The organism is Vibrio cidicii (assembly GCF_009665415.1).
Classification (GTDB): domain Bacteria; phylum Pseudomonadota; class Gammaproteobacteria; order Enterobacterales; family Vibrionaceae; genus Vibrio; species Vibrio cidicii.
The window spans coordinates 735,742-752,985 of the sequence record NZ_CP035922.1; the positions used below are offsets into that span (position 1 = coordinate 735,742).

Annotated in this window: 12 protein-coding genes; 4 read left to right on the top strand and 8 right to left on the bottom strand. The window is 49.5% G+C overall.

Features of this window, described 5'->3' with window-relative positions:
• Positions 1-259 precede the first annotated feature (259 nt).
• The 3 genes from fruA to fruB are packed head-to-tail and all read right to left on the bottom strand — an operon-like array spanning position 260 to position 4,138.
• Positions 260-2,002: a PTS fructose transporter subunit IIBC gene (fruA, locus tag EWA64_RS18780; RefSeq protein WP_061895697.1), complete on the bottom strand. Its 1,743-nt coding sequence runs from the start codon at positions 2,000-2,002 to the stop codon at positions 260-262.
• A gap of 36 nt (positions 2,003-2,038) precedes the next feature.
• Positions 2,039-2,998, bottom strand: coding sequence for a 1-phosphofructokinase (gene pfkB, locus EWA64_RS18785; RefSeq protein WP_061895696.1), 960 nt, complete (start codon positions 2,996-2,998; stop codon positions 2,039-2,041).
• Positions 2,999-3,010: 12 nt separating this feature from the next.
• Positions 3,011-4,138 carry a fused PTS fructose transporter subunit IIA/HPr protein gene (gene fruB / locus EWA64_RS18790; protein WP_061895695.1) on the bottom strand — a complete coding sequence of 376 codons (1,128 nt, stop codon included), beginning with the start codon at positions 4,136-4,138 and terminating at the stop codon, positions 3,011-3,013.
• Positions 4,139-4,431: 293 nt separating this feature from the next.
• Between fruB and cra the strand changes: the two genes are divergently transcribed.
• Positions 4,432-5,412, top strand: a complete 981-nt coding sequence (gene cra, locus EWA64_RS18795) for a catabolite repressor/activator (protein WP_061895694.1) — start codon at positions 4,432-4,434, stop codon at positions 5,410-5,412.
• An 11-nt stretch (positions 5,413-5,423) separates the two neighbouring features.
• On the opposite strand, the gene EWA64_RS18800 is transcribed toward cra, so the two are convergent.
• Entirely contained in the window at positions 5,424-6,356 is a 933-nt protein-coding gene (locus EWA64_RS18800; protein ID WP_244881519.1) for an endonuclease/exonuclease/phosphatase family protein, read from the bottom strand.
• A gap of 20 nt (positions 6,357-6,376) precedes the next feature.
• On the bottom strand, positions 6,377-7,183 hold the full coding sequence (locus tag EWA64_RS18805) for a substrate-binding periplasmic protein (RefSeq protein ID WP_061895692.1): 807 nt from the start codon (positions 7,181-7,183) through the stop codon (positions 6,377-6,379).
• Positions 7,184-7,361: 178 nt separating this feature from the next.
• Between EWA64_RS18805 and EWA64_RS18810 the strand changes: the two genes are divergently transcribed.
• A complete protein-coding gene (locus EWA64_RS18810; RefSeq protein ID WP_061895691.1) occupies positions 7,362-7,889 on the top strand; it encodes an RNA-binding S4 domain-containing protein in 528 nt (175 codons plus the stop codon).
• Positions 7,890-7,973: 84 nt separating this feature from the next.
• On the opposite strand, the gene EWA64_RS18815 is transcribed toward EWA64_RS18810, so the two are convergent.
• Positions 7,974-9,122, bottom strand: coding sequence for an iron-containing alcohol dehydrogenase (locus tag EWA64_RS18815; RefSeq protein ID WP_061895690.1), 1,149 nt, complete (start codon positions 9,120-9,122; stop codon positions 7,974-7,976).
• 130 nt (positions 9,123-9,252) lie between these two features.
• Here EWA64_RS18815 and EWA64_RS18820 point away from each other — a divergent pair, with 130 nt between their 5' ends.
• Together EWA64_RS18820 and EWA64_RS18825 are read left to right on the top strand one after the other, a co-directional pair.
• Positions 9,253-10,140, top strand: coding sequence for an AraC family transcriptional regulator (locus tag EWA64_RS18820; protein ID WP_061895689.1), 888 nt, complete (start codon positions 9,253-9,255; stop codon positions 10,138-10,140).
• Between the two features lie 363 nt (positions 10,141-10,503).
• Positions 10,504-13,656 (top strand): chitinase C-terminal domain-containing protein, encoded by a 3,153-nt coding sequence (locus EWA64_RS18825; protein WP_061895688.1) that lies wholly within the window; start codon positions 10,504-10,506, stop codon positions 13,654-13,656.
• A 78-nt stretch (positions 13,657-13,734) separates the two neighbouring features.
• Here EWA64_RS18825 and glgC read toward each other — a convergent pair whose 3' ends face one another.
• Entirely contained in the window at positions 13,735-14,949 is a 1,215-nt protein-coding gene (glgC, locus tag EWA64_RS18830) for a glucose-1-phosphate adenylyltransferase (RefSeq protein WP_061895687.1), read from the bottom strand.
• Positions 14,950-15,347: 398 nt separating this feature from the next.
• Positions 15,348-17,096 (bottom strand): formate--tetrahydrofolate ligase, encoded by a 1,749-nt coding sequence (locus EWA64_RS18835; RefSeq protein WP_061895686.1) that lies wholly within the window; start codon positions 17,094-17,096, stop codon positions 15,348-15,350.
• Positions 17,097-17,244 lie beyond the last annotated feature (148 nt).

The window sequence follows — 17,244 nt, forward strand, 5'->3', positions numbered from 1 at the left end:
CCATTTTGTCATTTGTAATAAAACGCTGTTCATTTTATGAAAAATGAAATGCCATGCAAGTATTGATTTGTCAGAGAAATGTAATGTCTCAAGTTTGAGTCACTTCTAAGCATTGGCTGGGCTGCAAGTCAAATGGTTGGTCATTTATCTATAAGTGAGACCTATGGAAGTGGAGTGGTGGAGATTCTAGAAGTAAAAAAACACCTCCCACGATGGGGAGGTGTGAAAGGCCAAATCGGGGGATTTAGCGCATCAAGGTTCAAGCGTTGGATGGTGCGGTTGCCGCTTCTTTTTGCTCAGCGCGGTTTTTAAGAAACGCGTAGCCAAAGCCGGTCAGTGCGGTACCTGCAGCAATCGCGACTAAGTACATCAGTACCGGTGTGATCGCGTTAGGGATCAGTAGAACAAACAAGCCGCCGTGAGGTGCCATCAGTTTCGCGCCAAACAGCATAGAAAGAGCTCCCGTCAGCGCGCCGCCAGCCATACAAGCAGGGATAACACGCATTGGATCTTTCGCTGCAAATGGAATCGCACCTTCAGAGATAAAACAGAGGCCAAGTACAAACGAGGCTTTACCCGCTTCACGCTCGCTTGGCTCAAATTTGTCACGAGCAAGGAAGGTTGCTAAGCCCATACCCAGCGCTGGCACCATGCCCGCCGCCATAATGGCCGCCATTGGTGCGTAAGTTTGTGAAGCCAGTAGACCGACACCAAAAGTGTATGCCGCTTTGTTCACTGGGCCACCTAGGTCGAAACACATCATCGCGCCAAGGATAACACCCAGTAATACCGCGTTTGCTGAGCCCATGTTATTGAGGAACTCAGTCATGGCACTCATGATGCCAGAGACAGGGCCGCCGACGATATAGATCATGGTGAGGCCGGTGATTAAGCTGGCGATAAACGGGATGATTAAAATGGGTTTCAGCGCTTCCATCGACTGTGGCAACTGAACTTTGTCGGCAATGAATTTCGCCGAGTAACCGGCAATAAAGCCAGCTGCAATACCACCAAGGAAGCCTGCGCCTGTCGAGCTTGCCAGCATGCCACCGATAAGACCGGGTGCAAGCCCTGGGCGGTCAGCGATTGAGAAAGCGATAAAGCCCGCCAAAACTGGGATCATCAGAGCGAAAGCGGAGCCACCACCAATCGTCATCAGCGCTGCGGCTAAGGTGCCTTCTTCTTTAAATGCTTCGATACCAAAGACGAAAGAGAGGGCGATGATCAAACCACCCGCGACAACTACAGGCAGCATGTGCGACACGCCAGTCATCAGGTGTTTGTACACGCCTTTTTTCTCTTCTGTCTCAGAAGAGGCGTTGGCGGAACCAGAATGTTGATAAACGGTGGCTTGAGCAAACGCTTTGTCCATCTCTTCGCCAGTTTTCTTCAGCGCTGGGCCCGTTTTCGTACGGTACATTTTCTTACCGTTGAAACGCTCCAGTGGCACTTCGATATCGGCGGCGATGATCACCAGATCCGCTTCTGCAATCTCTTGCGCGGTAAGTTGGTTTTTCGCACCGACAGAGCCGCGAGTTTCTACTTTGATTTGGTGACCACGGCGTTTGCCTTCTTCTTCTAACGCTTCTGCCGCCATGAACGTATGAGCGACGCCAGTTGGGCAAGCGGTGATGGCAACAATTTTCTTCGCTGCTGCGGGTGCTGCTTGGCTGATGGTGACCGACGCTTTTTCCAGTAACTGAGCTTGACTGGCAGCGGTTTGTAGAAAGCCACTTGCATCGCTGGTGACTTGATCTATCGAAGCGCTATAGACTTTTTTACCAACGAAACGGCTCTCATCCACCTCCGTATTGGCGGCGATAACCACCACTTCCGCGGCGGCGATTTGCTGCTCGGTCAGTGTAGGGGAGTCCATTACCGTTGATTGGCATTCAATGCTAGCGTCCCAGTTCAGGGCTTTAGCCGCTTTTTCTAGCAATCCGGCAGCGATGATGCTGTTTGCGACGCCACTAGGGCAGGCAGTGATAATTGCAATTTTCATACTGTTAACCTTCTTGTCTCGTAGCTTGCACTGGCGTTAGTTCGTTTCAGTACAGAGCAGTTGAACTTGCGTTCTTTGTTGTATGTTTTCCAACTCTTGCTGGCTGGTTAATCCCACGCCAACCTGCGTGACCGCCATAGCGGACAGCGCGGTGGCAAACTTCAATAATTCGGCTTTTGGCATCTGTTGCATGTGGCCCCAGCAGAGCCCTGCAACTAGGGTATCGCCCGCACCAACGGTGCTGACCACGGCCATTTTCGGTGGCTGGGCGCATAACCATTGCTGGTCATTCAGCCACATCACACCTTCTGCACCCATCGACACCACCACGTTGGCGATGCCTTTTGTAGCCAAGCTTTGCGCCGCGTTTTGGCACGCTTCCCGACTAGTCAATGGTTGACCGACAAACTCGCTGAGCTCTTCATCGTTGGGTTTGATCAGCCAAGGTTTTGCTTCTAGGCCGGCTTTTAAGGCGGCGCGGCTGCTGTCAAACAGGACGCTTTTGCCTTCGCTTTGCAGTAGTTCAATCCACTTAGCGCACTGCTCTGGGCCGACGCCTTGTGGCAAGCTTCCAGCAAAGACAAAGTACTGATGGTCGGTCATCAAGCGTTGCAATGTCTGTTCGAACGCCGAAATGTCTGCGCTGCTGACGGTGACGCCCGGGAAGTTGATGTCATTGACTCGGCCATCCGCTTCCACCAACTTGACATTGATGCGAGTCGCGCCGTTGACATAGACAAACTCGTCGTGCGCGCCAATGTCACTAAACAGCTGATGAAACATTTCTGGGTTATCTTTGCCAAGAAACCCGGTTACCGTAACTTTCGCGCCAAGATCACTCAGCACTTTCGCCACATTGACCCCTTTGCCGGCAGCGTGCAGGCTGCTCTGGTTAACCAAGCTCACCGAACCGATATTCAATGCTGCTAGGCTGCCAGTGAGATCAAGCGCTGGATTGAGGGTAATGGTGACAACGTTATTGGTCTTGTTACTCATGCTCGCCACCTTTTAGCCTTCACCCAAGCCTGATGAGATAGCGACACCAATCGCTTCTAGTGCTTGCGGTGCGTCTGGGCCTTCGGCGCTGAACTGCAACTGGTGGCCGTGTTTGACACCCAGCGCAATCACTTTCATTAAGCTCTTGGCGTTAACGATAGAACCGTCACCGTTGAGGTTCGATACTTTGATAGTGGATTCAAACTTCTTCGCTTCAGCCACCAACATTGCACCTGGTCTGGCATGCAGGCCGTGAGCATTTTTGATTTTAAACACCGCGACATTGTCAGCGCTGGCCGCGTTGCTTTCTTCGCCTTTCAACAGCGCGATGACTTGCTCTGCGCTGGCGCTTAGCAGAGTCGATTGCTGTTTGTCGAACACAAGCTGGGTAAGATTGGCCAGAATGGGTTGGTGTGCATCGTTACAGGCAGAAAACGCCAGCAGACCTTTAACTGGCAGGTTGCTGTATTCACAGTGATTGGCTGTGGTGACAAAAGAAACCGCAGTACGAGAGACACCGACATGGCTGCCGACCAACCACAAACCGCCACCAAGGTGGGTTGGTGTTTTGGTGACTAAATCCGCAACAAAACTGGCATCGCTGCAACCACTGTTTTTCAGTAAACCGCCAGCCACTGCACTCATCTGCACCATATCGCTGGCAGGGAACTGTAACTGGATAGATGCGGCGTCAAATTCCGCTTCAAGTTGCACTTCACCATTTAATAGCGCGATGATCTCTTTGGCGCTGGAGGCTTGCTTTAAACGCGCTTCAACACCATCTGCGCTGAGCACTTTGGTGAGTTGCTTCAAAATGCCTAAGTGTTCGTCGGATTTGGCCGCAATCCCAATCGCTAGATAAGCGGTGTTACCATCACCCCAGTCGACTCCTTGTGGGAAGTGGTAAACCGCCACTCCAGTCTGTTTGACCAAATCACGTGTATCGGTGGTGCCATGTGGAATGGCGATGCCGTTGCCGAGAAATGTCGAGTTTTGTCCTTCACGATTGAGCATGCCTTGTACATACCCTTCGGCAACAAGGCCTTTGTTGGTTAAAGCCGCTGCAATGTGGCGAATGGCGTCCAGTTTGTTTTCGGCACTCTGTTGTAGAGTGATATCTGATTCTTTGAGTTTAAGCATGTTGCCTCTTAGCCTTTGTTTGGCACTCGTTCATGGTTCGGTTCTTAGTCTAGTGCTGTATTTTCAGCTGAACCGATTCAGCAAATTATTTAAAAAAATTCAGCAAAGGGTACTTTTTCTATGAATACCTATGCTGTGCGCTCGGTTGTCTTGTTAAGCTCGAGCTAAGACAACTTTCACAGTTTGCTGAATCCTTTCAGCTTTTATACTGAATCGATTCAGCGTATAATTCAACCGAGTTTAAGATCAAGAAGCGGATTCTATGATCCGGCGCACAGATTAAGGTGAGAACAATGACCCTAGATGAAATCGCCAAGTTGGCTGGTGTATCTAAGACCACAGCCAGCTATGTCATTAATGGCAAAGCGCAGAAATATCGGATCAGTGAAAAGACGCAAATGAAAGTGATGGCCGTGGTGGAAGAGTACAACTTTCGCCCCGATCATGCGGCATCATCCCTAAGAGCAGGGAACTCGCGATCCTTTGGTTTGATTATTCCCGATCTCGAAAACACCAGTTATGCCCGGCTGGCGAAACTGCTTGAGCAAAACTCGCGTAAAGCGGGCTACCAAATTTTGATTGGCTGTTCTGACGATGACCCCGACACTGAACAAAAAGTGGCGGAAGCGCTGGTGAGTCGACGCATTGATGCACTGTTTGTCGCGACCAGTATGCCGGATGCTAATGACTACTACCTCAAGATGCAGAAAGCGGGAACGCCAGTGATCGCGCTCGACCGTCCTTTAGACGATGAGCACTTCAGTTGCGTTGTGAGTGAAGATTTTGGCGCGGCATTCGAGCTCACCAGTTCATTAGTGAGTGATGAGATACACACCATAGGTTTGCTGGGTGCTTTGCCCGAGTTGACCATTTCGCGCGAGCGTCACCAGGGGTATGAATCGGCGCTGCGCAAGTGGGGGAAAGCGGCGCAATCTGCCTATGGAGAGCATTTTCATCGCGATGAGGGTTATCGAATCATGCGCTTATGGATAGCGCAAAATCGCGTTCCCGACGCCATCATCACAACCTCTTACACACTTTTAGAAGGTGTATTGGATGTGCTTCTCGAAGAACCGGAGTTGATTGGCTCGTTAAAACTGGCCACCTTTGGTGACAATCGCTTGTTGGATTTTCTGCCGTTTAAAGTGAACTCATTACCACAACAGTTTGAGTTAATTGCCGACAGTGCGCTGGAACTGGCACTCAACGCCTCGGCCAAACGCTACAAACCGGGAGTTGAGCTGATCCCACGTAAAATCGTGCGCAGGATGTAGGGGTGGTAACATCAAAGCAATGACAAGGTGACAGAGACAAATGCGTGGTCGCTGGCGAACTGGTCATCAGCAAAGTTGGGGCTGACTAAATGCTGATCCCAAACGGAAACTTGGCTTACGTTGGCGATTTTCTCGGCGTTTCTGGGGAAAAATTCTTCAGAAAGCAAAATGTAGTCAATTGTCAGTCCAAGCTCTCCATGATAGTGGGTCGGCGGCCAGGTTTGGGTTTCTGCAGAAGAGACAAGCTGACGAATATCTTGCATGAGCGGGGTTTGGCTGGTGTCGAGCAAAGGGCGTAGCTCGATACTGTTTAAGTGCGTGTTAAAATCGCCCAGTACCACCATCGGCTGAGCAGAATTCAGGTAAATTTCAACCAGATATTGACGCAGTAATAGCGCTTCCCAACCTCTTTGTATGGTGGACAACCAGCTTCCAGCAACCTGCATCTGAGCGTCCTCTGACCCATTTTGCAGCAAAGTAGGGCGTTGAGACTTAAAATGCACCACGATAAAGTGGCATGGCCCAAGATGGGGCAAGTCGACAACCGCATGCAGTGGCGTGCGGCTAAAAGTAAACTCACCATTTGCACCCAACTGTGTCAACTGCTGGCTTTCGGGCACCACAGGATCAACCGAAAGCAGCGGATAGCGTGAAGCCATCGCTAACACAGGGGAAGTATAAATAAATTCGTCGCTGACGTCGGGCTTATCAACCACAGCAAAATGGCCGTAACCCAGTGTATGGCACAACTGCTGTAACTCGTCCGGGCTGAAGACTTCCTGAAACGCGAGCACATCGGCATTTATCTCCAGCAGCTTTTGCTTTAACCAAGTCTGCTTTTTTTGCCACTCTTCTAAGGTCAGAATATTACTGAAATCGTAAAAAGCCCCTGGGGGAGCCAAATAATTCAAAAGGTTACAAGTTGCCAGTGTGATCAAGGACAAACCACTCCTCAAGATAGGCGTTAATCGGTATAGGTGCGAATCACCTGCTCGACCACGCCAGCTTGTTGTAGGTCGAGTAATATTCGGTCAAATTGTGCCACAAACTTTTCCTTGTAGGGAAAATCTTCCGCATAGGCGGTGTAACCGAGATAGCCATATTCTTTGCTCACCATTGCAGCAAGTTGAAAATACTCGCTTTTGCCAATTCGCCCAGATTGCTTCAGGCGTTTTATCTCCCAAGCGATGGAGAGTTTATCATTGATGTAGCAATCGATGCGTTTGGCCCGCATTTTCAGAATGTTTTCTTGATTATCCTTGGCTTCTTCGACGCGCAGTTTGCCATCGCGATCTGCCTGCCAGAAAGCCTCTCCGCCGATGGAGAAAGCGGCATTAATTCCGATAGTCTTACCGTAAAAGTCTTGTGGCCAACGCGTCAACTCTAGCCCATTGGGAAGCTTGACGTCGTTGTGACAGTACACCACCACCTCTTCTTTCAATATCGGCGTTGAATAAGGGTTTACGTACAGACGGCGATTTGGATATTTGTAGGGAGGAAACAAAGCAAAACCTTTGCCGGTTTCCAGCAAGCGTAAACCGCGCTTGAATGGCACGGGTTTAATGATGACGGTAAACTCTGGCATTTTTTCAAAGACTTGGCGCAAAATATCGGGATAGATGCCGGTTGCTTTACCCTGAAGTTGATAACTGTAAGGCGGGTAGGCGTCGTCACTGTAGATGATCACTTGGGTGGAATGCGCGTGTGAGGTCGTTGCCAGTGTGCTCAGCCCGATCAACAGTTGCCAGCCTATCTTATTGGATTTCCGCATAATCCCTCTTCATCTGCCCGAGTTTTATTTAACTTTAGCTCATTACGTCTCTTAGCATGGGAATTTCATTTCTGGAAAATCGACGATGAACAAGGCCGCGAGTTGGTTTCAGCTATTTCGTTTGAGGTTGGCAGGTTATCAGTTTAAACTGCGGCAAATTCTGTAACGAGATAAACACATGACTCAAGACTACCCTTATGACGATGCCGATTGCGCTGAAGAGATAGAAATAGAAGCGATTGGTATTGAAGTCTCCAGTCAACCGATTGAACTGTATAAAGTGTTCAAAATTGCCAACTTGGTGAGCGGTGGCGGTGAAGCGAAACATGTGATCGCCGAAGGCTATGTGGCGGTAAACGGTGAGCTGGAAACGCGCAAACGCCGCAAAATGTACGATGGGGATTTTTTTGAGTTCAATCAGGAATACTACGTGGTGGTGTGCGATGCGCCGGTGATTGAACCAGAAGCGATGGAGCAAGAAGCAGAAAAGCCGCTAGCCACTGCACGTAAAGAAAAGTCTCGTCAAAATAAAGCGGCGAAACCCAAAGGGACGGGCCCCAAATCCACAGGCCGCAAAGCGGCGCACAAAGAACGAAAAGCGCAGAAGAACGCGCTTTCTCAAGCGGCGGGTAAAGGGAAGAAAACAGAGAAGCCACAAGCGACGCGCGATCCAAGCAGCGGTCGCAATTCGATTGATTTTTTCTAACATTATAAAAAAGCCCGCTAGCGGGCTTTTTTGTACACGAAATAGTGTCTCATTGATTTGGAGACAAATAATGCCATCGAAGAACTAAGCAATTGCCGCCGTTAGGATCTGTTTTACTTCAGTTGGTGTCACGGATTGGTTCTCCGTTAATGCCACCATGCCGTGGTTGTTCAGTTGGTTGATCACCGCATCAATCGCAGCCTCTTTGTCGTCGCCGTGTTCGGTAAGTTGAGTGGCAACGCCCATGCTGTGGTAGAAGGCTTCAATCGCATCAATCGTGCGCTCTGCCAACTGTTCATCGCCTTGTAAGGCAAACACTTCACGACCCATCTGTTCCAGTTTCGCGCGTTTGAACTCGATCTGGTTACGTAGCAGAGAAGGCTGAACAATGGCCAAAGAACGGGCGTGGTCAACATGCCACAGCGCGGTCAGTTCATGACCAATCATGTGCGTTGCCCAATCCTGTGGTACACCACTGCCGATCAAACCGTTCAGAGCCTGGTTGGCCGCCCACATCAGGTTGGCGCGCCATTCATCGCTGTCGCGATCGGCAAAGCGCTCACCAAGCTTTTTCAATGTTTTGAGAAGCGCTTCGGCGTAAGCATCTTGTACCATCGCGCCAGTTGGACGAGTGATGTACTGCTCACATACGTGTACCCACGCATCGACAATGCCGTTCAGAAGCTGTTTTTCGGGCAGCGTTTTCATCACATCAGGATCCATGACCGCAAATTTAGGCTGCACGTAAGGGCTAAGGAAAGCCAGCTTATCTTGCGTTTCGGCTTTAGTGATCACCGCGCCGGAGTTGGACTCAGAGCCCGTTGCAGGCAAGGTTAGTACCGCGCCCAGCGGTGTTGCAGTGCTCACCTGATGCTTGCCCGTCAAAATGTCCCAGCCATCTCCCTCGTATTTTGCTGCCGCCGCCACGTACTTAGAACCGTCAATTACTGAACCACCGCCCACGGCCAGAATAAAGTTGATCTGCTGCTGTTTCACAATGTGAACCGCTTTGTCCAAGGTTTCCTTGGTCGGATTGGGTTCGACACCCGAAAATTCCACCCAGTCAAATCCCTCTAGGGCACTGGCCACTTGGTCATAAACGCCGTTCTTCTTAATAGATCCGCCACCGTAGATCACCAGAACTTTCGCTTGCGGGTCCAGCGCGCGAGTGATAGCGCTAATTTGCCCTTGACCAAAAAAAATCTGAGTTGGGTTGGAGTAAGAAAACTTCATGCATCACCTCTTGCTTGGTTTGACTTGTCTTGTTTTTGTTGTTGCATAATAGTCCAGAGTGTTGGATATTTGCAGGCCTAAAACTCGAATTATTTTGCCTATTACTACAAAAATTGTGTGGAGGGGATGAATGGAAACACTGGCAGAGATAATGCAGCGCTATGTGGAGTGCCGTGGCTTAAGCAGTTTGGAAGGGATCACGAAGACGCCAATCCCCGGCGTGTGGTTTTATCGCAGTAGCCGAGGCAATTCGCGCCAGCCATTTGTTTATCAGTCTGGAATCATAGTACTTGGTCAGGGATGTAAAAATATCCACATTGGTGATACGCCAGTTTGCTATGGACCGAATGATTATTTGGTGGTGGGTGTGCCGATGCCTTTGGAGTGTGAGGCGTTTGCTTCAGAGCAGCAGCCCCTGCTGGGTATTTCAGTCGATATTCCTTTGCCTTTGCTGCAAAAAATGGTGCATAAATTGGAAGGCCTCAACTACCGTACTGGCGTACCTGTAAGTCAAGAAGCTTGTGGTTTGAAGTCAGTCAAGATGGATGATCGGATGTTGGATGTTTGTAAACGCCTCATGCGCGCACTGTGTGATGATGTTGAAAGTGAAATGCTCGGTGAATCTTTGCTTGAAGAGATCGTATTTCGCGCTTTGCTTAGCCAAGAAGGGTACGTGTTGTTTGAACTGGCTCAAAAAGAGGGCTTCTACTCAAAAATTGCCCGTGTGCTGGAAAAAGTACATCAGGATTACCCCAACGCAATGACGGTGCAAGGTTTGGCGGCCGAAGCCAACATGAGCGTTTCTGCTTTCCACAACGCCTTTCGCTCCGTGACTTTGGAGTCGCCAATTCAGTACATCAAAAAGGTGCGGCTTAATAAGGCGCGTGAACTGATCAAACTTGAAGGGCGTCGGGTCAACGATGCGGCGAGAATGGTCGGCTATACCAGCACTTCTCAATTTAGCCGCGAATACAAAAGACACTTCAATGAAACGCCGAGTGGCAGCGTTGCAGCATAGAAATGTGTCATCCCAATGACCGCGTTTTATCTGATGTGCAGCACCTATAAAACATATTGCACAATAATGTATTAGTGATGGGCTTATTCATAGAGAGATATACTCAAAAGCGCGTTTTAGGAACGAATTTTCCAGATTATTTAAGTGTGCGAAATTAATCAGAAATTAGTTGTCGGTACAAAATAAGATTGATCCTGTTGCACGTTTGCACTGCTTTCTTGCGAGTGATTTTATAAATATCGCAATTAATAGGTGTGAAAATTCCATCTTGTACTTAAGTTATTTCACGAAGAAATATAAGTCGTCGAAACGAAAATTCGCCGACAGATTCACGTTGAAACAATCACTTAAGGAAAAGCAAGTATGCGCTTAAAGAATGGAAAAGCCGCCAAGAGTGTCTTTACACTCAGTACCCTCACGGCTTCATGTTTGATGGCCTTCAACAGTTACGCCGCCGTTGACTGCTCGCCATTGCAAGAATGGAACTCTGCAACGGTTTATAGCGGAGGCGATAAAGTACAGCACCAGGGGCAAGCTTACGAGGCCCGTTACTGGACACAAAATAATAATCCTGCCGAATTTTCGGGTGACTGGGCGCAATGGAAAGCGCTGGGCGTATGTGATGGTGGCCCGGTCGACCCTGTAAACCAAGCTCCAACGACCTCATTGACCTCACCACTCTCTAGTGATGTGGTGAAAGAGGGGGATGTGGTTGTATTGTCAGCCAACGCAGTAGATCAAGATGGCTTGGTGGCAAAAGTTGAATTTTTCGTCGATGGAGTGGTTGTTGGTCAAGACAGCTCTGCGCCTTTCTCTGCAACCTGGACGGCGACAGCTGGCGCGCACACGTTCAGCTCAGTCGCTTATGATGATAAAGGCGCCGCTAGCCAGCCAAGCAAAGTTACGTTGACGGTCGAATCGACGCAACCGGGCAACAATGCGCCAACGGTTGAGCTGGCTCTGTCTGCAACGACAGTTGAGCAAGGTGCTGTGGTGACCTTAACGTCAAATGCCGCAGACAGCGATGGTACGGTTGAGAAAGTTGACTTTTTTGTTGGCGGCGTGCTGGTCGGTACGGCGGCGACCGCTCCTTATTCTCTCGACTACACCACTACTCAAGCGGGATCCCTGTCCGTGTTCGCTCGTGCGACCGATAACCTTGGCGCAACGACTGACTCTGCGGCGCAAACGCTCAAAGTAAACGGTGCGGCGACCGTGGCATCGTGTCGTCCGGATGGTTTGTACCAGACCGAGGGCGTTAACGTACCTTACTGTACTGTGTATGACGAGGAAGGCCGCGAAAAAATGGGCGCAGATCATCCTCGCCGTGTGATTGGTTACTTCACCAGTTGGCGTAGTGGCGACGATCCGCAAGCCGCTTATCTGGTCAAAGACATTCCGTGGGAACAACTGACGCACATCAACTATGCCTTTGTCAGCATTGGCTCTGATGGCAAAGTCAATGTTGGTAACGTCAATGATCCCAATAACGCCGCGGTGGGTAAAGAGTGGCCGGGCGTCGAAATTGATCCAACCTTGGGCTTTAAAGGCCATTTTGGTGCGCTGGCTACCTACAAACAGAAATATGGTGTTAAGACGCTGATTTCAATTGGTGGTTGGGCCGAAACTGGCGGTCACTTCGCTGAAGATGGCAGTCGTGTGGCCGATGGCGGGTTCTACAGCATGACGACGAATGCGGATGGTTCGATTAACCACGCAGGTATCGAGAAATTCGCTGCGTCCGCCGTCGAAATGATCCGCAAGTACAAGTTTGATGGTGTGGACATCGATTACGAATACCCAACCTCCATGGCTGGCGCGGGTAACCCAGACGATAAAGCCTTTATGGAGCCCCGCCGTAAGTATCTCTGGGCCTCTTACCAAGAGTTGATGCGAGTACTGCGTGAAAAGCTCGATCAAGCCTCGGCGCAAGATGGTCACCACTACATGTTAACCATCGCGGCACCTTCATCGGGTTATCTGCTGCGCGGTATGGAAACGTTCGATGTCACCAAGTATCTCGACTACGTCAACATCATGTCTTATGACCTGCATGGTGCGTGGAACGATCATGTTGGTCACAACGCGGCGCTGTTTGATACAGGCGAAGATTCTGAGTTGGCACAGTGGAATGTGTATGGCACAGCGCAGTACGGCGGTATTGGTTACCTTAACACAGACTGGGCTTACCACTACTTCCGCGGCTCCATGCCAGCAGGACGCATTAACATTGGTGTGCCGTACTACACGCGCGGCTGGCAGGGTGTGAAGGGCGGAACCAACGGTCTGTGGGGACGTGCAGCGCTGCCAAATCAGTCTCAATGTGCGCCGGGAACAGGCGAAGGTGAGAAGAACAACTGTGGCTATGGTGCAACCGGTATCGACAACATGTGGCATGACGTTAACGCTGCAGGTGATGAGATGGGGGCAGGGTCCAACCCAATGTGGCACGCGAAAAACCTAGAGAACGGCATTTTCGGCTCGTACGCGTCTGCCTATGAGCTTGACCCTACCAATGATCCACAAGACAAGCTGGTTGGCAACTACGTCCGTCATTATGACAGTGTCGCGGTCGCACCTTGGTTGTGGAACGCGGAAAAATCGGTCTTCCTCTCTACGGAAGATAAAGCCTCGATTAATGTCAAAGCGGACTACGTGATCGACAAAGAGATTGGCGGCATTATGTTCTGGGAACTGGCGGGCGACTACAGCTGTTATGTGCTTGATGAAAACGGTAAGCGCACCACGATCGACGAGACGGAACAAGCTTGTGCCTCAGGCAATGGTGAATACCACATGGGTAATACCATGACCAAAGCGATTTACGATAAGTTCAAGTCTGCAACGCCTTACGGCAATGCCGTCGCAACCACTGCGGTTCCCGCGCAAACAGTGGATATCGCGGTTTCTGTGGGCGGCTTTAAAGTCGGCGATCAGAACTACCCAATCAACCCGAAAGTGACCTTTACCAATAACACTGGCACCGCGATCCCCGGTGGAACGGAGTTCCAATTCGACATTCCTGTTTCCGCGCCAGATAACGCAAAAGATCAGTCTGGTGGCGGTTTGAAAGTGATTGCCTCTGGTCATACTCGCGCTAACAATATCGGCGGTCTGGATGGTGTGATGCACCGTGTGGCGTTCTCTCTTCCGGCTTGGAAAGAGTTGCCTGCGGGCGGAACCTATGAACTGGACATGGTCTACTATCTGCCGATTTCTGGACCGGCGAACTACAGTGTGAACATCAACGGTGTCGACTACGCGTTCAAATTTGAGCAGCCAGATTTGCCTGTTGCGGATCTCAGCAGTGGCAACACTGGCGGTGACACAGGCGGCGATACTGGTGGAAACACAGGATCGGGTGAGGTCATTCAATGGCAACCGGGTGTAACGCAAGCGAAAAGCGGTGATACCGTCATCTATAACGGTAAGTGTTTCGTGGCGAAAAACAACCCGGGCGTGTGGGAGTCACCAACGCAATCGAACTGGTTCTGGGATGAAGTAACGTGTCCATAACCAGTTATCAATAGCCTAAAAAGGCAAACCCCCGTCTGATATTCAGACGGGGGTTTTTTAATACATGTAGGAGGGAGGTTAAAATTGATAGCTCTCTGGAACCACGACGACACCATTTTCTGAGATTTTGAATCGTTTAGCGTCTTCGAAGCGGTTGATACCTATCTGAGTGTAAGGGGGGATTTTCACATGTTTGTCGATAATGCAGTTAACCAGTTGGCATCCTTCGCCGACCTCGACCGCATCGAAAATAATGCTGTCAACCACAGTGGCACCGTCATTAATACGCACGTTGGAAGAGACAATCGAGTGCTGAACTGAGCCACCTGAGTTAATCACACCGTTAGCAATGATGGAGTTGATAAATATCCCTTCATTGCCTGTGCCTGAAGAGACCGTACGCGCAGGGGGAAACTGCGGTTCATAGGTTCTTATCGCCCAGTTTTTCTGGTAAAGATTCATTGGTGGAATGGGTTCTAACAGGTCCATATTGGCTTGATAGAAAGAGTCAATCGTCCCGACATCTCGCCAGTAGCAGTCGCGATCAACTCGCCCTTTTGCTCCGCAGAACTGATACGCATAAACCCCTTCGGTTTCAATCAGTTTAGGGATGATGTCCTTACCGAAGTCATGCGATGATTGTTCATTCTCAGCATCCTGCAACAGAACATTTTTTAGCGTTTCCATTTCAAATACGTAGATGCCCATGGACACGAGACTACGATTTTCATTGCCGGGCATATGTGGTGGATTTTCTGGCTTTTCAATAAATGAGTGAACACGGTTTTGATCATCAACCCCCATAACACCAAACGCGGACGCTTCGTTACAGGCAACATCCATACAAGCAACGGTTAATTTGGCTTGATTGGCCAAATGCTCTTCAACCATCGCGGCATAGTCCATTCGGTAGATGTGATCGCCTGAAAGGACAACAACATGTTTTGCGTCATTTCGGTTTAGCAACCAAAGGTTGTGATAAATCGCATCGGCAGTGCCTTCATACCATTTGCCGCCTTTGCGCATTTGTGGTGGGACGGCCGTGATGTATTCCCCAAGTTCGGGATTAAAAATCGACCAACCGTCGCGCAAATGTTTGTGTAAAGAGTGAGACTTATACTGCGTCAGCACCAGAATTTTACGCAGACCGGAATGAAGGCAGTTGGTCAGCGTAAAATCAATAATGCGATATTTTCCACCAAACGGTACGGCTGGTTTGGCCCGATTGTCGGTTAACGGACTCAAACGCGATCCCACACCGCCGGCAAGTATCACAGCGAGGATATCTTGCATATATTTTCTCCCTGAATTAGTGCATCCCTAATCAGATTAGTACAAGAATTACGCCACAATTTAATCGCCCCAAAAAGCTCAGCTTTTTGTTAGATAATCTATGATTCTGCACAAAAAACATGCATTCATTAAGTGTTTTTGCACGATAAATGGGCATCGGGTCGATTTTGTTGATCTTTGTTCACCAAAGCAAGTGCTGTCACGCGCAGCGGAGATTAAAAGTATCTTGGAAAGTCGATCCTTTGATGCGCTTGGATGTTCAAGCGTTTAAAACTAATGTCCATGAATTATAAATCACTGATATTTAAATTAAATTAGCAGAGGTTAAATAGGCATCAAGCCAGCTTGGTGCCTATTTACACTGTAAATGTGTAGGTTTAAGTAGTTGTTTGGAGAGTTTAACTTAAGCCGACAATCTCACCATTCTCGTTGATATCCAACTGCATAAACGCTGGTTTGTCTGGCAACCCTGGCATGGTCATTACATTGCCGGTCAGAGCATAGATGAAACCTGCACCAGCGCAGAGCTTCACTTCACGTATGGTGATGGGAAAGCCACTGGGTGCGCCTTTTAATGATGAGTCGGAAGAGATAGAGAGCGGCGTCTTCGCCATACAAACCGCGAGCGTGCCAAAGCCAAGTTCTTGGTATAGAGACAGTTGCTGCTGCGCCAAAGGAGTGAACTCCACTTCGCCGCTGCCATACCCTTTGCAACATACGGTCGTGATTTTCTCTTGCAAACTTTGCTGAGGTTGATAGAGCGAGCGAAAATTAGCCGGTTCTGCACACGCTTCAATAACCTCACGGGCGACAGCTTCCATTCCTTTACCACCTTTGGCAAAACCTTCACTCACCGCTACTCGTACATTCAGAGATAATTTCCGTACCCATTCGACAAGCTGTGAAAGCTCTTCGTCACTGTCTTGTGGAAAGCGGTTAATCGCAACCACCACAGGTAAGCCATATTTTTGCACATTGTCTATGTGCCATTTTAGGTTGCTGAAACCAGCTTCTAGGGCTTTGGCGTCACAGGTAAAAAGGGAATCTGGTAAAGACATGCCCGGCCGCAAATCGTATAGTCCTGAGTTGGCTTTCAGGCCTCTTAACGTGGCGACAATCACCACACAGTCTGGCGCTTTATGCGACGTGGAAGATTTGATGTTGCACGCTTTTTCAAGCCCCATGTCGGAACCGAACCCCGCTTCCGTGACAACGTAACTGGAAAGTTTTAATGCGATCTCATCAGCAATGATCGAGGAGTTACCATGTGCGATATTAGCAAACGGGCCTGAATGGATCAGTGTAGGCACTCCCTCAAGAGTCTGCATTAACGTTGGCTTGATCGCCTCTTTTAAGGTGACCGTCATCGCTCCAGCCACTTGCAGTTGCTCGGCACTCACTGGTGCGCCATCGAGATCGTACGCCAAAACCACTTTACCGATCCGCGTGCGCATATCTTGCAAATTCTTGGATAAAGCGAGGATGGCCATTAACTCTGACGCCGCAGAAATATCAAAACCTTCTTCTCGTTCAAACCCATTAATAATTTTGCCCTCGTCATTCAAACCGACAAGAACTTTGCGCAGCGCACGATCGTTGTGATCCATCACGCGCTTCCACACCACCCGATTCGAGTCAATGCGCAGTGCCGTTAAGCCCGTGCGAGCTTCAAACGCCGCATAACCTTCGCGCTGTTCATGATAAATTCGGGCATCAATAGCGGCAGCGGCTAAATTATGCGCCGCAGTAACCGCATGAATATCCCCGGTCAAATGCAAGTTGAGTTCGTCCATCGGTGCAACTTGTGAATAACCGCCGCCAGCAGCGCCACCCTTGACACCAAAGACTGGCCCCATGGAAGGTTGGCGAATACACGCCATGACCGATTGTTCAAGTGCGCGTAAACCCTGCGCAAGACCAATGGTCGTGACTGTTTTCCCTTCGCCTAGAGGTGTCGGTGTGATCGCCGTGACTAAAACCAGCTTGCCGTTGGGTTTGTCCGCTAAGCGAGAGACGCATTTTGCCGATACTTTTGCTTTGTATTTACCGTGAGTCTCAAATTCATCTGGCAGTAAGCCAGCCTGTTGAGCAATTTTGTCTATGGAAAGGAGTGGTGTCGAGCGACAAATATCGATATCTGAAAGCATGCTGAACCTTTTGATTTCGCCAAAGCAAACGTTTGCGTGCGAATGATACGGATCTAAATATAGTAGTAAAGCAGTATATCTAACCTGATTGAGAGCAAACTAGATTATTTCGGTAAATATTGGCCGAGATCAAAAATAAAAGGCTGCC